Source organism: Enterobacter sp. Crenshaw, from assembly GCF_024734705.1.
Taxonomy (GTDB): domain Bacteria; phylum Pseudomonadota; class Gammaproteobacteria; order Enterobacterales; family Enterobacteriaceae; genus Enterobacter; species Enterobacter asburiae_B.
Window position 1 is genome coordinate 2,305,241 of the sequence record NZ_CP102932.1, and the last position, 19,636, is coordinate 2,324,876.

Consider the following 19,636-nt stretch of genomic DNA (forward strand, 5'->3'; position numbering starts at 1 on the left):
AACACAATAAAAACAGGCGGTAAGACAATGCAGGAGATTGATTTTTATCTGGTAGATGCGTTCAGCGACACCTCGTTTGGCGGCAATCCGGCCGCCGTTTGCCCGCTCAAGGAATGGTTACCCGATGAGACCTTGCTGAAAATGGCGCAGCAGCATAATCAGTCGGAAACGGCTTTTTTCGTCTGCAGTAAAGGGGGCATTGAGCTACGCTGGTTTACCACGCTTACCGAAGTCAATCTCTGCGGCCACGCTACGCTTGCGGCCGCGCACGTGCTGTTTACCGAGCTGGATTACCCGGATTCGCGGATCCACTTTGATACCGCCTCTGGCCGACTCACCGTCAGCCGGGAGGGGGAGTGGATGACGCTGGACTTCCCTGCATGCCCAACCCATGAAGAGACACCCCCGCCGGAGATGCTCTCGGCGCTGGGTATCAGCCGCTACGTTGAAGCCCGTAAAGGCCGCGCATGGCTGATCGTTCTGGAAAATCGCCAGCAGGTTGAAGCGCTTGCGCCGCGCTTCTCGGTGATGACGCCGGGCGAGCATAAGGTGAGCGTTACGGCGCGCGGTGAGGGGGAATATGATTTTGTCAGCCGCTTTTTCTCACCGGGCGTTTCCGTCCCGGAAGACCCGGTCACCGGCTCCGCGCACACCATGCTGATCCCTTACTGGAGCGAAAAGCTGGGCAAAACCACGATGTTTGCCCGTCAGGTTTCAGCGCGCGGCGGCGATGTGCGCTGTGAGCTGAAAGGTTCGCGCGTGCTGATGAGCGGGCAGGCCACGCTTTATCTGAAAGGCACAGTTTTTCTGCGCTAAAAACCCATAACAAGAGAGGAAGAGACAATGCAGGAAATTGATTTTTATCTGGTGGATGCCTTCAGCGATAAAACCTTTGGCGGCAACGCCGCAGCGGTATGTCCTCTGGAAGAATGGCTGCCGGACGAAACGCTGCTCAAAATGGCGCAACAGCATAACCAGTCTGAGACCGCCTTTTTCGTGCGCACCGACGGCGGGTTTGAGCTGCGCTGGTTCACCACGCTGGATGAAATTAACCTGTGCGGTCACGCTACGCTTGCCGCATCGCACGTCATTTTCGAATACCTTGATTATCCGCATACCGAAATCACCTTCACCACGCGCTTCGTGGGCGAGCTGACCGTCAAGCGCAGCGGCGACTGGCTGACGCTGAACTTCCCCGCGTGGTCGACGGAAATCGTCGAAAACCCACCTGAGCTGCTGTTTAGCGCGCTGGGCATCACGGTGGCAAAAGAGGTGCGCGTCGGACGCGATTTCATGGTGGTGCTGGAGAGCCAGCAGCAGGTTGAAGCGTTAACGCCGGATATTGGGGCCATGCTTCCGCTGGATAAAATGGTCTGCGTGACGGCGCCGGGAGAAGAATATGACTTCGTCAGCCGCTTCTTCTGCCCTGGCGAAGGGGTGCCGGAAGATCCGGTTACCGGATCCGCCCACAGCATGCTGATCCCTTACTGGAGCGAAAAGCTGGGCAAAACGTCACTCAATGCCCGCCAGGTGTCATACCGTGGCGGGGATCTGCGCTGCGAGCTGAAGGGCGACCGCGTGCTGATTGGCGGCCAGGCTACGCTGTACCTGAAAGGGCGAATCTTCCTGCGCTAGCTGAGTGACGCGCTATAAGTTAATACTATGAACCACCCCGGCAGGCCTGAGCTATGTTGATATAAAAACAGCAAGGAGCCTGCCATGTATTCCATTACCTCTGAATCTGCACGTCACCCGGACATTCTCAACCTGATCGCGGCGCTTGACCGCTACCAGAGCGAACTCTATCCCGCCGAAAGCAACCATCTGCTCGACCTGTCCGCGCTGCCGGAAGCCTCGCTGATCCTGATGGTCATTCGTGACCAGCAGCTGCACGCCGTAGGCTGCGGAGCCATCGTGCTCAACGGCGACGGAACGGGAGAGATGAAGCGGGTCTATATCGATCCGGCCCATCGCGGGCAGCATCTCGGCGAGACGCTGCTGGCCGCTCTGGAAGATGAGGCCCTGAGCCGCCATTGCCACACGGTAAGGCTGGAGACGGGCATCAAACAGCGCGCTGCGGTTCGCCTGTACGAGCAGTGCGGGTACGATTTGCGTCCGGCGTTTGCCCCGTACGCTGACGATCCGCTCAGCCTGTTTATGGAGAAGGCGCTGGTTGAAGACGTTCGTTTAGCAGCGCTATAAAAGCTTCCAGCTGGCGGGTCATCGCTCCGCGCCGCCACACCAGCCAGGTTGTAAGCCAGCGCCAGTTTTCCGCCAGCGGCCAGGCTTCAACCTGATGATGTCCCGGCATACTCTCCAGCATCGAGCGCGGCATCAGCGCGATGCCCGCGCCCGCAATGACGCAGGCGAGCATGCCGTGATAGGACTCCATCTCATGAATGCGGCCGGGCGTGGCTCTGTCCGCATGAAACCAGCTTTCCAGATGTCGACGGTACGAGCAGTTCGCGCGAAAGGCGTAAACGTCGCTGCCGCTGACCTGCGCGGCGCGGGCGACCTCCGCGTGCCCGGAAGGCGTGACCAGCATCATCTCTTCCCGGTAGACCGGCATGCCCTCCAGCTCCGGGTGCAACAGCGGCCCGTCGACAAAGGCGGCGCTGAGGGTTCCCTCCAGTACGCCATCAATCATCGTCCCAGATGGCCCGGTAGAAAGGGCAAACTGGATGCGCGGATAGCGCTGGTTAAACTGCGCCAGCGTTTCGGGAATGCGCACCGCGGCGGTGCTTTCCAGCGCGCCGAGGGCAAATAGCCCCTGCGGCTCATCACCCGCGACGACCATGCGCGCCTCATCCACCAGGGCGAGGATCTGCCTGCTGTAGCGCAGGAAGTTATGTCCGGCGGGGGATAAGCGCAAACGCTGGTTCTCACGAATAAACAGCTCAACGCCAAGATCGGCTTCCAGCTGGCGGATGCGGGTCGTCAGGTTAGACGGCACGCGATGCACCTTCTGCGCCGCCTGGGTGATGCTGCCCGTCAGCGCAACGGCGTTAAACATTTCAAGCTGGGTTAGGTCCATAGCATTCTCGTTTCGTGAATAAGGTGGTTAGTATTATTCATTTTTAAGAAATAGCAGAGTGAGCCACAATGAATCAACCGAAATGCGTGGAGAACATCATGAAATATTCATCTGCTACACATGCCCTGTCCGTTAACCCGGCAACGGGAGAAACCCTCGCTGCGTATCCCTGGGCGACACCGGAAGAGGTTGAACGCGCGATTGCTCAGTCTGACGCGGGGTATCGCCAGTGGCGACGCGAAAGCGTGTCCCACCGGGCGCAGAAGCTCCTGGATCTCGGCGCCGCGCTGCGAAACCGCGCGGAAGAGATGGCGCAGACGATCTCCCGTGAAATGGGGAAACCCATCCTGCAGGCGCGGGCGGAAGTGGCAAAATCCGCAGCTCTGTGCGACTGGTATGCCGGGCACGGCCCGGCGATGCTGCGTGAGGAGCCTACGCTGGTGGAAAACCACAACGCGGTTATTGAATACCGTCCTCTGGGCCCGATTCTCGCGGTAATGCCCTGGAATTTCCCGCTCTGGCAGGTGCTGCGCGGCGCGGTGCCGATCCTGCTGGCAGGTAACAGCTATCTGCTGAAACATGCGCCAAACGTGCTAGGTTCTGCGGATCTTATTGGGCAGATCTTTGCGGATGCCGGTTTCCCTGAAGGCGTATTCGGCTGGGTGAACGCCACCAATGACGGCGTAAGCCAGGCGATTAACGATCGCCGTATTGCGGCGGTGACCGTCACCGGCAGCGTGCGTGCCGGTGCGGCTATTGGCGCGCAGGCAGGAGCCGCGCTGAAAAAATGCGTTCTTGAGCTGGGCGGCTCCGACCCGTTTATCGTCCTTAACGATGCCGACCTGGATCTAGCCGTGAAGGCGGCGGTGGCGGGTCGCTATCAGAATACCGGACAGGTGTGCGCGGCGGCCAAACGCTTCATTGTGGAAGAGGGGATTGCGGATACCTTTACCCGCCGCTTCGTCGACGCCGTCGCCGCGTTAAAGATGGGCGCGCCGGAAGCAGAAGAGAACTACCTGGGCCCGATGGCGCGTTATGACCTGCGCGATGAGCTGCATCAGCAGGTGCAGGCCACCCTGGCCGAAGGGGCAACGCTGCTGCTGGGCGGAGAGAAAATCAGCGGAGAGGGCAATTACTACGCGCCAACCGTGCTGGCCAACGTTACCCCGTCGATGATGGCGTTTCGCCAGGAACTGTTTGGTCCGGTCGCGGCCGTGACTGTCGCAAAAGACGCGGAGCACGCTCTGGCGCTTGCCAACGACAGCGACTTTGGCCTGTCCGCCACCGTCTTTACCGCTGACGCGGCGCTTGCGGATAAATTCTCCCGCGAACTGGAGTGCGGCGGCGTGTTTATCAACGGCTTTAGCGCCAGCGACGCGCGCGTGGCCTTCGGCGGCGTGAAGAAAAGCGGCTTTGGCCGCGAGCTTTCCCACTTTGGTTTGCACGAGTTCTGCAACGTGCAGACGGTGTGGAAGGATCGCGTGTAATTTATTGCCCGCCTGTGATTACGGCCCTCATCACGAGGGCCGTTGTCATTTATCTGCAATGGTTCTGTCATTTTCATTTCGTAGACTCGCTCGCGTCTAACGCATTGTTAATGAAGATAATTATGAACCTAACGCAAATTTTTCGCCGTATTGCGCAGCGTCTCACCCCTCGTCACTTTGGCCTGCTGACGGGTATCTTTTGCATTATTGGCCTTTTCTCCGCGCTGCAGCTCTCCTCCTCATTTCTGCTTAACGCCTCCCTGAACGACGCCCAGCGCAACGAGCAGCAAAACCTGCTGGCCTGGCAGCAGCAGAGCAAGCTGGATCTGGCCCGCGTTTCCCTGCTGGCGGCAAGCGACCTGCTTAACCGCTCCGGCGTCTGGTTTATGCAGGATAAAGAGACCGGCTCCGACGGGAGCTGGCACAGCCTGATGGATGATGCGCAAAAGGCGCTGGCGGTTTCTCAGCAGGCGTGGAAGGCCTGGCTGGCGCTGAATCCGCCGAAAGACGATGCCCTGGTGAACAGTTATCAGCTTTTTTACGGCGCGATAAACGAGCAGGCTGAAGGTCTGATTAAGACCAACACCATCGACGCGTTTTTTGCCGTACCGGCTCAGGCGTTTCAGTCTGATTTTAACGACAACTATGCGCGTTATCAGCAGGCAAGCGAGAAGCAGGCCATGCAGGGGCGCCAGAGCCTAATGGCACAGCTCTCCGGCCTGCAAACGTTGTTCCTGTTTGCGCCGGTGCTGCTGCTTGCCATCGCGGTTGTCGTCTGGTTCGGCATGTCCAGATGGGTGATTACGCCGCTGCGTCGGTTGATTGCGCATATTAACCGGCTGGCGGCAGGGGATCTCTCCGGCACGCCGCCGACCGTCATGCGCTTTAACCGGGAGATAGGTCAGCTTAGCGACAGTATTGCGACGATGCAGCACGGTCTGCAGCAGCTGGTGACGCAGGTCAGCCATGCCACCGCAACGATGGTGGAGAACATTGACTCCCTTGCGCAGGGTAACCAGAAGCTGTATCAGCAGTCAGCGCGCCAGGCGAAAGAGCTTGAGGATGTGACGGCGCATATCGCGGCGCTGGAAAGCCATGTGGAAGGGAATACCGGCTATGCCAGGCTCGCCAGCTCGCGGGCCGATGAAGCGCGGCAGGCGGCCGTGGGCGGCGACCGGATGATGTCTACCGTGAATGCGTCTATGCAGGCGATCGTCGACCGATCTTCTGAGATGCGCGGGATCGTGGCGATGATCGACAGCGTGGCGTTTCAGACCAACATCCTGGCGCTGAATGCCGCCATCGAGGCGGCCCATGCCGGAAACCAGGGGCGCGGCTTTGCCGTCGTCGCCCGGGAAGTCGGGCTTTTGGCCAGAAAAAGCAGCCACTCGACGCAGACCATTCAGGAGCTGATCAACCGCTCGCTGCAGGGCATTGAAGACGGTTCCCGCGCCGTTAACCTGATGGAAGAGAATCTGCAGCAGGTCACCGGCCTGGTGGGCAATTTAAGCAGTTTGCTTAATGAGATCTCAACCGCCACGCTCAGCCAGGGAGACAGTATTCACCAGATGACGCGCCAGCTTCAGGTGCTGAATCAGGTCTCCCGTCAGACGGACCTGCTGGTCTCAGACGCCTCGGATGCCTCTGAGCGGCTGCAAAAGCAATCCGATCTTTTATTGCAGGCCGTTTCGCGTTTTCGTCTTAGCGCCTGACGCAATACATAAGCCTCTGTTATACTCGCAGCCCGTTTTAGCCTGAGGGCAAGGAGCAAAGTGTGGCTGCGGTCATCCATAATGAGATGTTGGACGAGATTCTGGCGCAGGTTCGTCCGTTAATTGGAAAGGGGAAGGTTGCCGACTATATTCCGGCCCTTGCCTCGGTGAGCGGGAACAAGCTGGGGATTGCTATCTGTACCATTGACGGACAGCGATACCAGGCAGGCGATGCGACTGAGCGTTTTTCCATTCAGTCCATTTCGAAAGTGCTGAGTCTGGTTGCGGCGATGCGCCAGTATGAAGAAGAAGAGATCTGGCAGCGTGTCGGTAAAGATCCTTCCGGCCAGCCTTTTAACTCGCTGCTTCAGCTCGAGATTGAACAGGGTAAACCGCGAAATCCCTTTATTAATGCCGGGGCGCTGGTGGTCTGCGATATGCTGCAAAGTCGCCTCAGCGCACCGCGCCAGCGAATGCTGGAGATTGTTCGCCAGCTCTCGGGCGTTGACGATATTGCCTATGATGCGGTGGTGGCACGCTCGGAGTTTGAACACTCCGCCCGTAACGCGGCTATCGCGTGGCTGATGAAATCCTTCGGTAATTTCCACAACGACGTGGCGACCGTGCTGCAAAACTACTTCCATTACTGCGCCCTGAAAATGAGCTGCGTTGAGCTGGCCCAGACGTTCCTGTTCCTTGCGCACCAGGGGCACGCGCCGCATCTCGATCAGGAGGTGGTTTCTCCGCTTCAGGCCCGGCAGGTTAACGCGCTGATGGCCACCAGCGGGATGTATCAAAACGCCGGCGAGTTCGCCTGGCGCGTTGGCCTTCCGGCTAAATCGGGCGTTGGCGGCGGGGTCGTGGCGATTGTGCCGCATGAAATGGCGATAGCCGTCTGGAGCCCGGAACTGGATGAAACGGGAAATTCCCTTGCCGGCGTGGCGGTTCTGGAGAAACTTACCCAGCGCCTGGGACGTTCCGTATACTAATGTCCGATCTGGATCCTCTCTTTTCCCGCTTGGCGCGATCGACATTTCGCTCGCGCTTTCGCCTGGGCGATAAGGAACGACAGTACTGCTGGGACAAAGGCCCCGAAACCATTGATCGGCACGCCGCGGATTTTGTCGAAAAGCGCCTTGCGCCCGCGCACCCCGCCAACGACGGTAAACAGACGCCCATGCGCGGTCACCCGGTGTTTATCGCCCAGCATGCCACCGCTACCTGTTGTCGGGGCTGTCTGGCAAAATGGCATAACATTCCACAGGGCGTAACGCTCACGGCGCAGCAACAAAATTATATCGTCAGCGTCATCCATCACTGGCTGGTGCTGCAGATGAACGCCTAAATTTGACGAGTTATGCTCCCGTGGTATTTGTGTTATAGATGCATCCCAAGTTAGTCCCGATCATGCTGACGACCGCAATAATTGCCATAAGCTTTCATATGGAATGATATTTAATGCGTTCTGCTCTTACCGCTTTCAGGCCGTTCCAGGTTGACACGCCGCTGCGAAATGCAGCGACGATCTTCATCCTTACAACCTTATTCTATTTTGTGGGCGCGGAATTACGGCTCGTTGAAGCCCTGTCGCTGTTCTGGCCGCTGAATGGCGTCATGGCAGGGATCTTCGCCCGCTATGTTTACCTGAATCGCCTGCATTACTACGCGGTATGTTATGTCGCGATGCTGTTGTACGACGCGGTAACGACCAACTGGGGTATGGCCTCCGTGGTGATCAACCTGTCAAACATGATCTTTATCGTCGTCGTCGCCGTGCTGGTTCAGCGCGACAAGCGGCTGATGAAGAAAACCCCCGATCCGCTTAACGCATTACGCCTGTTTAACTACTGTCTGATTGCCGCGCTGCTTTGCGCCTTGCTCGGCGCGGTAGGGTCGGTCGGGATTGACAGTCATACCTTCTGGCCGCTATTTGCCGACTGGTTTAGCGAGCAGTTCTCAACCGGCGTGCTTGTTGTGCCCTGTATGCTCACGTTACGCATGCCAGGGCGTGAGCTCAGGCTACGTCTGGAGCAGCTGCTGCCGGTAATTGCGCTGATCGTCTCGGTGATCGCGTCGGTGGTGATTGGCGGAGCGGGGAGCCTCTCCTTTCCTCTGCCTGCGCTTATCTGGTGTGCGGTTCGCTACTCGCTGCCCGCCACCTGTCTGCTGACGTTTATCACGGGCGCCACTGAAATTATTCTGGTCGCCAACTCGATTATTAATATCGCCGTGGCGACGCCGTTTACGACGCCAATGATGTTTTCAGCCCGGCTGGGGATCGCCACGATGGCGATCTGTCCGGTGATGGTATCCGTCAGCATGGCGGCGATTAATTCCCTGATCCGCCAGGTTTCACTGAGGGCGGATTATGACTTTTTAACGCACGTCTACTCGCGTTCCGGGCTTTATGAGGCGTTAAAGCATGAAGAGACGTACCGGCACACGCGTTTTCTGACCGTCATGCTGCTGGATATTGATTATTTCAAAAGCATTAATGATAACTACGGCCACGAGTGCGGAGACCGCGTGCTGGCGTCGTTTGCCCGACAGGTTCAGCAGGTCGTCGGCGAAGACGGCATGGTGGCGCGCATGGGCGGGGAAGAGTTCGCCGTGGTGGTCAATTCAGGCGACGCGCAGCACGGTTTTGAACTGGCTGAACGTATCCGATCCACCGTTGCCGGCCATCCTTTTACATGGCGTCACCAGACGCTCTATCTGACGGTCAGCATTGGCCTCGGCAGCGGAAAGGCTGAGTCCTGGCAGCTGACCGAGGTCTTCAACAAGCTCATGGCCGAAGCGGACGATCATCTCTATCGTTCAAAAAAAGCGGGTCGAAACCGTACCAGCGCCCGGGTGGCGGACGAGCAGATTGCCGCGCCCTCCGGGAGTGAAACATAGCTGCGTTAATCGTCATAAGGCATTGACGTGAATAGTAAGCGGCTTAACAGGATGTCAGAACACTGACAATGTCTCTGTTTAAGCTACGCTTTTAGTAACGCTTTACGTCAGGAGACATTATGAAAGCACCTGCAACCCCTGAAAATGAAACAGACAGACTCAACTCGCTACGAGAATCAGGCCTGCTTGAGATCGACAGTTCCCCGGCGTTTGACCGCTTAACGCGTCTGGCAAAACGATTCTTCCAGGTGCCGCTGGCGATGGTCAATCTCATTGATGAGCATTCGCTAATCGTGAAGTCGGCTGACGGTCAGGCGCCCGGCAGCGTTCCGCGCAATATCTCATTTTGCGGGCATACGATCCTCACCGAAGCGCCGCTGGTGGTGGGGGATATGCTTCAGGACGATCGCTTTGCGGATAACCCGCTGGTGGCCGGTGAGCCTCGCGTGCGTTTTTACGCGGGTTTCCCGCTGCGCCTGCGCGACGGCGCAAGCGTTGGCTCGCTGTGCCTGATTGATTACGCTCCCCGCGAGTTTTCTGCCGCCGACCTCGCCGTGCTGGGTGACCTTGGCGCGCTGGCGGAAGATGAATTTGCTGCCATCAGCGCGGCGACCACGGATGAATTAACCGGGTTATTCAACCGTCGGGGCTTTAATCAGCTCGTGCGGTTCACGCTTTCCGTTGCCCGGCGTCGCGCTGAGCCGCTCACGCTCGGCTGGCTGGATTTGGATCGCTTTAAGGAAATTAACGATCGCTTCGGGCATGAAGAGGGGGATAAGGCGCTGAAAGCGATGGCGCAGCTGATGCGCGCCTCTTTCCGCGAAGCGGATCTGCTGGTGCGTTTTGGCGGGGACGAGTTCGCCGTGCTGTTCGCGGATACGGATGAGCAGGGCGCCTGGATTGCCATGCAGTATCTTGCCGAGCAGGTAGAAAACTATAACGCCCGCAAGCTACATCCCTGGTCGCTCCATTTCTCGTGGGGGCTCAGTGAATTCGATCATAACGGCAACGACCTGCAGCAGTGGTTAAAAGAGGCCGATGAAAAGATGTATGCCATGAAACAGCAGCGACAGCGCTCCCGGTAACATAACAAAAGCGTATGTCCGATCCGTTTGCGTTAAGAAGATGTTAAATGCACAGTGACGGTATTCAACGTAAGGAAAAAACAATGAATACCTCACTGCAAATCAAAAACCTCACCCGAGACGACATTCTCACCCATCTTGATGCGCTGGCCGGGATCCTCGAAAACTGTGTGAACGGCGGGGCATCCGTCAGCTTTGTGCTTCCCTTTAGTCTGGATAAGGCTCGTTCGTTCTGGCGCGGAATCGCTGAAAGCGTAGGGCGCAACGAGCGTCTGGTGCTGGCCTGTGTCGACCCGCAGGACGGCGTCATCGGTACGGTGCAACTGATCGTCGACCAGCCGGAAAACCAGCCGCATCGCGCCGATGTGGCGAAGCTGCTGGTTCACGAGAAAGCGCGCCGGAAAGGTGCCGCGATGGCCTTGATGGAAGCGCTTGAAGCGGAGGCCCGGGCCAGAGATATTTCGGTTCTGGTGCTCGATACCTCCACCGGCAGCGGCGCCGAGACGTTCTACCAGCGTGCCGGCTGGCAAAAGGTGGGGGAGATCCCGCGCTATGCCCTGATGCCGGACGGCGCCATGACGGCCACGTCCGTGTTCTATAAGTTCTTATGATTATTTTGTACAACTACGCCGTGGATTGATCAAAACAGGGTTATTGGTCGTTAAGTTTTGATAAGTTATCGTACCAATCTTATCAGGCTGTATGACTAATCATAAAAGGAACCCTCTTGTGAACACGCTCAACCGTCGTGATTTTCCCGGTGCTCAATACCCGGAACGCATTATTCAGTTTGGCGAAGGCAACTTCCTGCGTGCTTTTGTCGACTGGCAAATTGACCTGCTAAATGAACATACCGATCTTAACGCCGGTGTGGTTATCGTCCGTCCTATTCAGAGCGACTTCCCGCCGTCGCTGAACACTCAGGATGGTCTCTATACCACTATCATTCGCGGCCTGAACGGGCAGGGTGAAGCGGTGAGTGAGAGCCGTCTTATCCGCTCGGTTAACCGGGAGATCGACGTCTACGGCCAGTATGATGCGTTCCTGAAACTGGCGCACAATCCGGACATGCGCTTTGTTTTCTCGAACACCACCGAAGCGGGTATCAGCTACCACGCGGGTGACCGATTCGCCGATGCCCCTGCGGTGAGCTACCCGGCGAAGCTGACGCGACTGCTGTTTGAGCGCTTTAGCCACTTCAACGGTGCAGCGGATAAAGGCTGGATCATCATTCCGTGCGAGCTGATTGACTACAACGGTGACGCGCTGCGTGAACTCGTCCTGCGCTATGCCCGGGAGTGGGCGCTGCCTGCCGCCTTTATCCAGTGGCTTAACGAGGCAAACAGCTTCTGCTCGACGCTGGTTGACCGTATCGTGACCGGTTATCCGCGCGACGAGGCGGCCACGCTGGAGGCTGAGCTGGGTTATCACGATGGTTTCCTGGATACGGCTGAACATTTCTATCTGTTCGTTATCCAGGGGCCGGCATCCCTTGCTCAGGAACTTCGTCTGGATAAATACCCGTTGAATGTGCTGATTGTCGACGACATCAGGCCCTACAAAGAGCGCAAAGTCGCTATCCTGAACGGCGCACACACTGCGCTGGTGCCGGTGGCATTCCAGGCCGGGCTGGATACGGTGGGCGAGGCGATGAATGATGCCGAGATCTGCGCGTTTGTCGAAAAAGCGATTTATCAGGAGATTATTCCGGTCCTCGATCTGCCGCGTGACGAGCTGGAATCATTCGCCAGCGCGGTAACAGGGCGTTTTCGCAACCCTTACATCAGACACCAGCTGCTTTCCATTGCGCTTAACGGCATGACCAAATACCGCACCCGCATCCTGCCGCAGCTGCTGGCAGGGCAGAACGCAAGCGGACAATTGCCTGCACGTCTGACGTTCGCGCTGGCTGCATTAATAGCGTTTTACCGCGCGGAACGTAACGGGGAGAACTACCCGGTGCAGGATGATGCATTCTGGCTGGAACGTTATCAACAGCTGTGGGCGCAGCATCGCGACCAGCAGTTGAGCACCCGTGAGCTGGTGCAGTCCGTACTGAGCGTGAGCGAGCACTGGGAACAGGATCTCACGCAGGTCACCGGGCTTGTCGACCAGGTGACTTTGGATCTTGACGCCATTCTCCTGAAGGGAATGCACGCAGCGGTGAACCCCCTTTGCTAATGACGTTACCCGGCTTCGGCCGGGTTTAATTACATCTCATTTTAGTTACAACATACTATGTGCTCTTTCTTTAAAACCGCATGCAGCTCCGTGCGGTTATCGCTAAGCAGGTCATAAAATTCAATGTCCCGTTAACATGCTTGCAACCGTAAGGGAGATCACGTTTAATAGCCACGCTCTTTTCCTTCCTGAAACTCACTATGATTGTTCGTCCTAAACAGCACTGGCTACAACTGATTTTTGTCTGGCACGGCTCGGTACTTCCCAAAATTTACACCCGACTGCTGCTGAACTTCCTGCTTTCAATCGCCGTTATCCTGATGCTGCCGTGGTATACCTCGCTGGGCATCAAATTTACCGTGGCGCCATTTAGCATTCTCGGCGTGGCGATCGCTATCTTTCTCGGTTTCAGAAACAACGCCTGTTATTCACGCTATGTTGAGGCTCGCCTGCTGTGGGGGCAGTTGATGATAGCGGCACGCTCGCTATTTCGCGAGGTGAAAAACACCTTGCCTGACGATAAGCACCTGGGGGAATTTGTCCGCCTGCAGATAGCTTTTGCCAACTGCCTGCGCATGACCCTGCGCCGGGACCTGAACGCCGAACAGCTCTCTCGCTATCTTGCTCCGGACGATTTACGTCACGTGATGAGCGCCAACTCGCCGGCGAACCGCATTTTACTGATCATGGGGGAGTGGCTGGCCGTGCGGCGGCGTAACGGGCAGCTTTCAGACATCCTGTTCCACAGCCTGAACAACCGTCTGAACGATATGTCCATCGTCCTCTCCGGCTGCGAGCGCATTGCGACTACGCCGGTGCCGTTTGCCTATACGCTGATTTTGCACCGCACTGTGTATCTGTTCTGCATCATGCTGCCGTTCGCGCTGGTTGTAGATCTGCACTACATGACGCCGTTTGTCTCGGCGCTGATCTCCTACACCTTTATCTCGCTGGACACCCTGGCGGAAGAGCTGGAAGACCCGTTCGGTACAGAAGATAACGATCTGCCGCTGGACGCCATCTGCAACATGATGGAACGCGATCTGCTGCAGATGAACGGTGAAGAGAACATTCCGGAAAGGCTGATGCCGGATAAGTATTATCAGCTGACCTGACGGGCGTTCCACTCGTCGCGGGTGATCTCCCACAGTTCGGAATCCAGCATGCCGCTGACGTAGGCTTTCTTTTCCGTCCTGATAAGCCGCATACCGCTACTGTCTGAAATACGCCGGGAGCGGCTGTTGGCGGCGGCTTTCGGGGCGCGTAATACGGGTTTGTTTAGCGTATTGAACCAGTAATCCGTCGCGGCAATGCTGGCCTCGCGCATGTATCCCTGGCCCTGAAACTCCGGGGCCAACCAGAATCCACGGTTGTTATCTTCGACGTCATACAAACAGATAATACCCATCAACTCATCCGGCACCTCGCGACGGCGGATGCTCCAGAACCAGGCGATCCCTTTTGCCATATCCGGCAGCGCCACGTTGTTGACATAGTTTTCCGCGCCGTTATCCGGGTAGGGCCAGGGCACGGAAGAGACCATATAGCGGACGATCTCCCAGCGCGGATAACGCTTTTGTATCTGGGCCGCATCTTCGGCAACCAGCGGTTTTAGCAATAAGCGTTCTGTCGTGAGCGTCGGTATCGTCATCCGCGGATCTCCATATTTAAGCGTTATGCTTTTGTTTGCGTTCTGGTATTTTCATCTTTACGGCACTCTATCCCAGCGAGCACTTTTCCCATACTACTAACAATTGCAGAGGTCAGCATGGCATTAAGACGGGCCAACCCACAGGAAGCCGAAATACTCTGGAATATTCGCAATCAGGCGATTCGTCACGGCTGTAAAACCAGCTACGACGCTGACGTCATTGCGCGCTGGACGCCGGATCTCATGCCCGAACGCTATCGGCAGATGGTCATTGAATACCCTTTTTACGTGGTGGAAGATGAAACGGGCGACGTTGCGGCGACCGGCTATCTGGATCTGGATACCCACTGTCTGGAGGCGATATTCACCTTGCCCGCGGCCTTCGGTAAAGGCATGGCGACCCGAATTATCGAGGCGCTCAAAAATGAAGCCCGTAGCCGGGGGATAACCCGCCTGAGGCTGGATGCAACCCCTAACGCCCAGTCGTTTTATCAGAAATTGGGGTTTGTCACGCTGCGCGAAAACTATCATCACTCGCGTATGGCAGGGGCTGATTTACGCTGTTTTGAAATGGCGATCGACTTGTAATGTGAGGAACACATGGCTGTCACGGTAAGATCTCTACGTGAAGACGATTATTCCCAATGGCGACCGCTGTGGGATGGCTATACCCATTTTTATGATTGTTACCTCGAGGAATCCGTCACCGCATCGACATGGGAAAGGGCGCTCTCAGCGCATTCCACGATGTTCTGCCGCGTGGTAGAGAAGGATGAAAAGGTCATCGGTTTCGCGATGTGCATTCTGCACGAAGGAACCTGGTCAACGGCCCCCGTTTGCTACCTGGAAGATCTGTTTGTTGATGCCGACGAACGCGGGGCGGGAGCCGGTAAGGCGCTCATTGATGCTCTGATTGAGGAAGGCAAGCGCGAAGGGTGGTCAAAACTGTACTGGGTCACCCGGGAGAATAACCCGGCGCGAAAACTTTATGACAAATATGGTGAGGCTGACGACTACGTCCGCTATCGCCTCTCCCTTTAAGGCGACAACGCCTGGGTTTGTATCACACTGTATCTGCGTCGCTGATACATACACAGGCTTGCAATAAACCCGCTTTCGCACATATCCGCTATACATTGCCGTGTTGTTATATCCCCGTGAACTGTACTCAACCGGAGATACCAACATGTTTAGCAAACTCGCGTACTCAACTCTCGCACTGACCGTTTCTCTTGGCACCGTGATGTCCTGTCAGGCTGAAGTCACCGGCACAAATTTCGCGGCAGCCTTTGATCATCCGCAGCAAATTAACGCCGGCGATCTGAATGTCGGTTATGTCGACATCGGCCCGAAAAACGGCCAGCCGGTTATTTTACTGCACGGCTGGCCTTACGATATTCACAGCTATGCCGACGTCGCCCCCGCGCTGGCGGCAAAAGGCTATCGGGTGATTGTGCCTTCTCTGCGCGGCTACGGCACCACGCGCTTCCTGTCTGCCAAAACGCCGCGCAACGGCCAGCCTTCAGCCATGGCGAAGGACATTGTGAACCTGATGGATGCCCTGAATATTAAGCAGGCGGTATTTGCAGGATATGACTGGGGCGCTCGTACGGCGGATATCGTTGCGGCGCTGTGGCCAGAGCGCGTTAAGTCACTGGTGTCGGTGAGCGGGTATCTCATCAGCAGCCAGCAGATTGGCAAACAGCCGCTGCCGCCAAAAGCGGAACAGCAGTGGTGGTATCAGTTCTATTTCGCTACCGCGCGCGGTGCTGATGGCTATGCCAAAAACACGCATGACTTCGCCCGTTTGATCTGGTCTCAGGCCTCGCCTGACTGGAAATTTAGTGATGCTGTCTTCAACGCCAGCGCAAAATCCCTCGATAACCCGGATCACGTCGCGGTGACGCTCAGCAACTATCGCTGGCGTTTAGGGCTGGAAAAAGGCGAGCGCAAATATGACAGCTACGAGCAAAAACTCGCTACGCTGCCGAATATCACCGTTCCAACGATCACCATCGAAGGCGGGAACAACGGTGCGCCGCATCCGGCTCCGCAGGCCTACGCGGGTAAATTTACCGGTAAATATGAGCACCGCACCTTCGGGGCAACCGTGGGGCACAATCCGCCTCAGGAAGATCCGCAGGATTTCGTCAAGGCCGTCGTTGACGCGGACAAGCTCTGAAATGTGCTATTTTCAGTACGTTACCCTTCGGTCTGGAGATTTCGGTGGAGAATATTGATCATATCCTTGTCGTCGATGACGACAGGGATATTCGTGAACTGATTGTCGATTATCTCGTTAAGTCTGGCTATCGCGCGACGGGCGCGGCCAACGGCAAAGAGATGCGCGTCGTGCTGGATAAACAGCATATCGACCTGGTTGTGCTGGATGTCATGATGCCCGGCGACGACGGGCTTACGTTATGTCGAGAGCTACGCGTCGGGAAATACAAAGATCTGCCCATTCTGATGCTGACTGCCCGCAACGAGGAGACGGACAGGATCCTGGGTCTGGAGATGGGCGCGGATGACTACGTGGTGAAGCCGTTTGTCGCCCGCGAACTGCTGGCGCGTATCAAAGCGATTTTACGACGTTTTCGCACGATGCCGCCCAATTTGCAGGTGACAGAAGCCGGGCGGCTGGTGATGTTCGGTGAATGGCAGCTCGATACCGTTGCCCGTCACTTAATCGATCCGGAAGGGGTGATCGTCGCGCTCAGCGGGGCGGAGTATCGCCTGCTGCGCGTGTTCCTTGACCATCCTCAGCGGGTGCTGACCCGCGATCAGCTGCTCAACCTGACGCAGGGGCGAGACGCCGAGCTGTTTGAACGTTCTATCGATCTGCTGGTTAGCCGGGTCCGCCAGCGCCTGAATGAAGATGCCCGCACGCCCGCCTATATCAAGACCGTGCGCAGCGAGGGCTACGTTTTTACTATGCCGGTCACCATCAAAGAGGCTAACGAATGACGCTCTGGCCACGCTCGCTGCTGGCCCGCTTGCTGCTCGTCGTGCTGTCCGGCCTGCTGCTGGCCAACGCCCTGAGCCTGACGCTGGTCATGATTGAACGAATGCACAGCGCCAGAACGGTGATGCTCGGTAATCTGGAAAACGACGTCGCAACCAGCGTCGCCATTTTAGACCGCTTACCGGCCAGCGAACGCGCGGCCTGGCTTTCGCGCCTCGAACGGGGCAATTACCGCTATATCCTGGGACCGGGAGAGCCCGGCAACGCGCCGACGGATAAGCGTTCGCAGGACGCCATCCGAACCTTAAAAGCGACGCTTGCGACACAGTACCCACTCAGCTTCACCGCCGTTCCCGGTGCCGTTTCACACATCCAGGCGCATCTGACGTTACGCGACGGCGCGCCGCTGACCATTGACCTGATCCCACGCATGCCGCCGGTCGCCAGCTGGCTACCCGTAGTGCTGATCCTGCAGCTGCTGTTGCTGGCTGCGTGCGCCTGGATTGCCGTACGGCAGGTGGTGCGGCCTTTTTCACAATTTACCCGCGCGGTGGATTCGCTGGATCCGGCGGCCAGCACGCCAATGACGGAGAAAGGGCCGCTGGAGGTGCAGCGTGCAGCGCATGCCTTCAACGCGATGCAGACGCGCATTCAGTCTTATCTCCGGGAGCGCGCGCAGATCCTGGCGTCCATTTCTCACGATCTTCAGACGCCGATTACCCGCATGAAGCTGCGCGTCGAGATGGCAGGGGAACCTGAGCTTCGCGACAAGCTCCTGAACGATCTCGATAGCATGACGCGTCTTGTTCGCGAAGGTATTGCGTATGCCCGGTCATCAGAATCGCTGGAAGAGACCCCGCTGAAGCTGGAGCTGAACGCCTGGGTCAACAGCATCGCCTGCGATTACCAGGACATCGGTAAAAACGTGCAGCTTCAGGCAAACGATACCCGCTTGCCGATCGTTACGCGTCCGCAGGCGCTTCGTCGGGTGATGACCAACCTGCTGGATAACGCTCTTAAGTTCGGTGAGTATGCCGTTATTGCCATTGATAATTCGTCTTCCGAAGAGGTGGTGATTCATATCACTGACGGCGGACCGGGAATACCCGATGACGAGCTTGAGGCAGTATTACAGCCGTTTTACCGGGTGGAAACATCGCGCAACCGCGATACCGGCGGAACAGGACTCGGACTGGCGATTGCCGCGCAGCTCACCGCTCAGCTGGAAGGAAAGCTCAACCTGACGAACCGGGCCGGAGGCGGACTGGATGTCTCCATTACGCTACCGCGCCGTTAATTGTACGGCTTTGTATCTCCCGGTCCGGGTGATACAGAGCCAGACAAAACCTGCGTTTTTACACATATCCTGAACACATCCGCACGATGAAATAGCCTCACTGCAGCGTCGCAGGACTTGTATTGTGAGGTGTCTATGTTTCTGGTAATCGCTTTTCTGGGCGGGATGATAAGCCTGCTCAGTCCATGTACGCTCCCGGTTATTCCACTCCTTTTCGCCGGTTTTCAGGGACAGCGACGACATATTCTGGCCCTGCTGGCGGGGATGATCGTGATGTTCACCCTGGTGGCGATGGCCGTCACCGTCGCCAGCGAGTGGATAGCAGAGGCGACCATCGTCGGGCGCTGGATCGCTCTCGTTATTCTGGCCGCGGCCGCGCTGGCCTTAATTTTTCCGTCATTCGCCCAGCGTATTGCGGGTCCGGCCGTCAGCGCGGGAAATGTCCTGAACACCCGAAGCGGGCAAACGCGCGGTCTGGCATCGGCTTTTCTGGCCGGGCTCGCGGTGGGGCTGCTCTGGTCTCCCTGCGCCGGTCCTATACTGGGCGCCATTTTCAGCATTAATATCGCGGGCCATTCGGCCATTACGACGGGCGCGCTGCTGGCGGCCTACGGCAGCGGATGCGCGCTAATGCTGAGCCTGCTCGTTTCAGGAGGCCGCAGGCTGATGGCGCCGTTAAGAGCAAAATCGGCGCTGATGGAAAGGCTGCGGCAGGGGGCGGGCGTGGCGATGCTGGCGGCTGTCGTATTCAACGCGACGGGAATGACTTCGCTTCTGAAAGGAGCAAACGGCGTTGCGGACCGTCTGGAGACAACACTCCTGACGCTGGCTAAACCCACAGCCGCGCCGGTGAAGCTCCAGCCGGTCGTGATGACAGAGCCCAGCAGCCAGCTGCCTTCATTAAGTGGGGGGACAGGGTGGATTAACGGTGACCCTGTCACGTCTGAATCCCTGCGAGGGAAGGTGGTGTTGATTGATTTCTGGACCTGGGATTGCATTAACTGTCAGCATACGCTCCCGCACGTCCGGGACTGGGCCACGAAGTATCAGTCGCAGGGGCTGGTCGTGATTGGGGTTCACACGCCGGAATATCCCTGGGAAAAACCGCTCGCCTCGGTGAAATACGCGGTAAATAAATGGCAGCTGCCGTACCGGGTGGTGACGGATAACAACTATCAAATCTGGAACGCTTTCGGGAACCAGTACTGGCCAGCGCATTACTATTTCGATGCCAAAGGCCAGCTACGCTATACCGCCTTTGGCGAAGGAGATTATGCGCAACAGGAAAAGGTCATTCAGCAGCTGCTGAAAGAAGCCCGGTCATAA

At 57.2% G+C, this 19,636-nt stretch carries 20 protein-coding genes; 18 read left to right on the forward strand and 2 right to left on the reverse strand.

Going from position 1 to position 19,636, the window contains the following annotated elements:
- Window positions 1-27: 27 nt before the first annotated feature.
- The 3 genes from NWV12_RS11065 to NWV12_RS11075 all read left to right on the forward strand — a co-directional run bounded on the left by NWV12_RS11065 (window position 28) and on the right by NWV12_RS11075 (window position 2,202).
- The gene (locus tag NWV12_RS11065) at window positions 28-816 is read left to right on the forward strand and encodes a PhzF family phenazine biosynthesis protein (protein ID WP_048981362.1); all 789 of its coding nucleotides are present in this window, start codon (window positions 28-30) and stop codon (window positions 814-816) included.
- A gap of 27 nt (window positions 817-843) precedes the next feature.
- Window positions 844-1,635, forward strand: a complete 792-nt coding sequence (locus NWV12_RS11070) for a PhzF family phenazine biosynthesis protein (protein WP_048981361.1) — start codon at window positions 844-846, stop codon at window positions 1,633-1,635.
- A gap of 84 nt (window positions 1,636-1,719) precedes the next feature.
- A complete protein-coding gene (locus NWV12_RS11075) occupies window positions 1,720-2,202 on the forward strand; it encodes a GNAT family N-acetyltransferase (protein WP_029741250.1) in 483 nt (160 codons plus the stop codon).
- Here NWV12_RS11075 and NWV12_RS11080 read toward each other — a convergent pair.
- On the reverse strand, window positions 2,156-3,034 hold the full coding sequence (locus NWV12_RS11080; protein WP_048981360.1) for a LysR substrate-binding domain-containing protein: 879 nt from the start codon (window positions 3,032-3,034) through the stop codon (window positions 2,156-2,158). The genes NWV12_RS11075 and NWV12_RS11080 overlap by 47 nt on opposite strands.
- 98 nt (window positions 3,035-3,132) lie before the next feature.
- On the opposite strand from NWV12_RS11080, the gene sad reads away from it, so the two are divergent.
- The 9 genes from sad (at window position 3,133) to NWV12_RS11125 (ending at window position 13,512) form a co-directional block, all read left to right on the forward strand.
- Window positions 3,133-4,521, forward strand: coding sequence for a succinate-semialdehyde dehydrogenase (sad, locus tag NWV12_RS11085; protein ID WP_048981359.1), 1,389 nt, complete (start codon window positions 3,133-3,135; stop codon window positions 4,519-4,521).
- A gap of 122 nt (window positions 4,522-4,643) precedes the next feature.
- Entirely contained in the window at window positions 4,644-6,233 is a 1,590-nt protein-coding gene (locus NWV12_RS11090) for a methyl-accepting chemotaxis protein (RefSeq protein WP_048981358.1), read from the forward strand.
- Window positions 6,234-6,319: 86 nt separating this feature from the next.
- Window positions 6,320-7,222: a glutaminase B gene (gene glsB / locus NWV12_RS11095; RefSeq protein WP_196238747.1), complete on the forward strand. Its 903-nt coding sequence runs from the start codon at window positions 6,320-6,322 to the stop codon at window positions 7,220-7,222.
- Window positions 7,222-7,578 (forward strand): DUF4186 domain-containing protein, encoded by a 357-nt coding sequence (locus tag NWV12_RS11100; RefSeq protein WP_045354969.1) that lies wholly within the window; start codon window positions 7,222-7,224, stop codon window positions 7,576-7,578. Before glsB ends, NWV12_RS11100 begins: the two co-directional genes overlap by 1 nt.
- A 113-nt stretch (window positions 7,579-7,691) precedes the next feature.
- Complete coding sequence (locus NWV12_RS11105) at window positions 7,692-9,131, forward strand: GGDEF domain-containing protein (RefSeq protein ID WP_045888374.1); 1,440 nt, start codon at window positions 7,692-7,694, stop codon at window positions 9,129-9,131.
- Window positions 9,132-9,250: 119 nt separating this feature from the next.
- Entirely contained in the window at window positions 9,251-10,216 is a 966-nt protein-coding gene (locus tag NWV12_RS11110; RefSeq protein WP_039262472.1) for a sensor domain-containing diguanylate cyclase, read from the forward strand.
- A gap of 83 nt (window positions 10,217-10,299) precedes the next feature.
- Window positions 10,300-10,827, forward strand: coding sequence for a GNAT family N-acetyltransferase (locus tag NWV12_RS11115; protein WP_029741258.1), 528 nt, complete (start codon window positions 10,300-10,302; stop codon window positions 10,825-10,827).
- A gap of 118 nt (window positions 10,828-10,945) precedes the next feature.
- On the forward strand, window positions 10,946-12,397 hold the full coding sequence (locus tag NWV12_RS11120; RefSeq protein ID WP_048981357.1) for a tagaturonate reductase: 1,452 nt from the start codon (window positions 10,946-10,948) through the stop codon (window positions 12,395-12,397).
- A gap of 200 nt (window positions 12,398-12,597) precedes the next feature.
- A complete protein-coding gene (locus tag NWV12_RS11125; RefSeq protein WP_048981356.1) occupies window positions 12,598-13,512 on the forward strand; it encodes a bestrophin family protein in 915 nt (304 codons plus the stop codon).
- Here NWV12_RS11125 and NWV12_RS11130 read toward each other — a convergent pair.
- Window positions 13,500-14,048 (reverse strand): GNAT family N-acetyltransferase, encoded by a 549-nt coding sequence (locus NWV12_RS11130; RefSeq protein WP_039262465.1) that lies wholly within the window; start codon window positions 14,046-14,048, stop codon window positions 13,500-13,502. The genes NWV12_RS11125 and NWV12_RS11130 overlap by 13 nt on opposite strands.
- A gap of 117 nt (window positions 14,049-14,165) precedes the next feature.
- On the opposite strand from NWV12_RS11130, the gene NWV12_RS11135 reads away from it, so the two are divergent.
- From NWV12_RS11135 to NWV12_RS11160, 6 genes are all read left to right on the forward strand, one after another.
- On the forward strand, window positions 14,166-14,636 hold the full coding sequence (locus NWV12_RS11135) for a GNAT family N-acetyltransferase (RefSeq protein WP_048981355.1): 471 nt from the start codon (window positions 14,166-14,168) through the stop codon (window positions 14,634-14,636).
- 12 nt (window positions 14,637-14,648) lie between these two features.
- The gene (locus tag NWV12_RS11140) at window positions 14,649-15,089 is read left to right on the forward strand and encodes a GNAT family N-acetyltransferase (RefSeq protein WP_047653305.1); all 441 of its coding nucleotides are present in this window, start codon (window positions 14,649-14,651) and stop codon (window positions 15,087-15,089) included.
- Window positions 15,090-15,234: 145 nt separating this feature from the next.
- Complete coding sequence (locus NWV12_RS11145; protein ID WP_048981354.1) at window positions 15,235-16,230, forward strand: alpha/beta fold hydrolase; 996 nt, start codon at window positions 15,235-15,237, stop codon at window positions 16,228-16,230.
- 44 nt (window positions 16,231-16,274) lie between these two features.
- Complete coding sequence (locus tag NWV12_RS11150; RefSeq protein ID WP_048981353.1) at window positions 16,275-17,015, forward strand: response regulator; 741 nt, start codon at window positions 16,275-16,277, stop codon at window positions 17,013-17,015.
- Window positions 17,012-18,310, forward strand: a complete 1,299-nt coding sequence (locus NWV12_RS11155) for an ATP-binding protein (RefSeq protein ID WP_048981352.1) — start codon at window positions 17,012-17,014, stop codon at window positions 18,308-18,310. Before NWV12_RS11150 ends, NWV12_RS11155 begins: the two co-directional genes overlap by 4 nt.
- Window positions 18,311-18,445: 135 nt before the next feature.
- Entirely contained in the window at window positions 18,446-19,636 is a 1,191-nt protein-coding gene (locus tag NWV12_RS11160) for a cytochrome c biogenesis protein/redoxin (RefSeq protein WP_101744554.1), read from the forward strand.

Coding starts and splice junctions, on each gene's coding strand:
- NWV12_RS11065 (WP_048981362.1), top strand. CDS start 28: ATGCAGGAGATTGATTTTTATCTGGTAGATGCGTTCAGCGACACCTCG.
- NWV12_RS11070 (WP_048981361.1), top strand. CDS start 844: ATGCAGGAAATTGATTTTTATCTGGTGGATGCCTTCAGCGATAAAACC.
- NWV12_RS11075 (WP_029741250.1), top strand. CDS start 1,720: ATGTATTCCATTACCTCTGAATCTGCACGTCACCCGGACATTCTCAAC.
- NWV12_RS11080 (WP_048981360.1), bottom strand. CDS start 3,034: ATGGACCTAACCCAGCTTGAAATGTTTAACGCCGTTGCGCTGACGGGC.
- sad (WP_048981359.1), top strand. CDS start 3,133: ATGAAATATTCATCTGCTACACATGCCCTGTCCGTTAACCCGGCAACG.
- NWV12_RS11090 (WP_048981358.1), top strand. CDS start 4,644: ATGAACCTAACGCAAATTTTTCGCCGTATTGCGCAGCGTCTCACCCCT.
- glsB (WP_196238747.1), top strand. CDS start 6,320: ATGTTGGACGAGATTCTGGCGCAGGTTCGTCCGTTAATTGGAAAGGGG.
- NWV12_RS11100 (WP_045354969.1), top strand. CDS start 7,222: ATGTCCGATCTGGATCCTCTCTTTTCCCGCTTGGCGCGATCGACATTT.
- NWV12_RS11105 (WP_045888374.1), top strand. CDS start 7,692: ATGCGTTCTGCTCTTACCGCTTTCAGGCCGTTCCAGGTTGACACGCCG.
- NWV12_RS11110 (WP_039262472.1), top strand. CDS start 9,251: ATGAAAGCACCTGCAACCCCTGAAAATGAAACAGACAGACTCAACTCG.
- NWV12_RS11115 (WP_029741258.1), top strand. CDS start 10,300: ATGAATACCTCACTGCAAATCAAAAACCTCACCCGAGACGACATTCTC.
- NWV12_RS11125 (WP_048981356.1), top strand. CDS start 12,598: ATGATTGTTCGTCCTAAACAGCACTGGCTACAACTGATTTTTGTCTGG.
- NWV12_RS11130 (WP_039262465.1), bottom strand. CDS start 14,048: ATGACGATACCGACGCTCACGACAGAACGCTTATTGCTAAAACCGCTG.
- NWV12_RS11135 (WP_048981355.1), top strand. CDS start 14,166: ATGGCATTAAGACGGGCCAACCCACAGGAAGCCGAAATACTCTGGAAT.
- NWV12_RS11140 (WP_047653305.1), top strand. CDS start 14,649: ATGGCTGTCACGGTAAGATCTCTACGTGAAGACGATTATTCCCAATGG.
- NWV12_RS11145 (WP_048981354.1), top strand. CDS start 15,235: ATGTTTAGCAAACTCGCGTACTCAACTCTCGCACTGACCGTTTCTCTT.
- NWV12_RS11155 (WP_048981352.1), top strand. CDS start 17,012: ATGACGCTCTGGCCACGCTCGCTGCTGGCCCGCTTGCTGCTCGTCGTG.
- NWV12_RS11160 (WP_101744554.1), top strand. CDS start 18,446: ATGTTTCTGGTAATCGCTTTTCTGGGCGGGATGATAAGCCTGCTCAGT.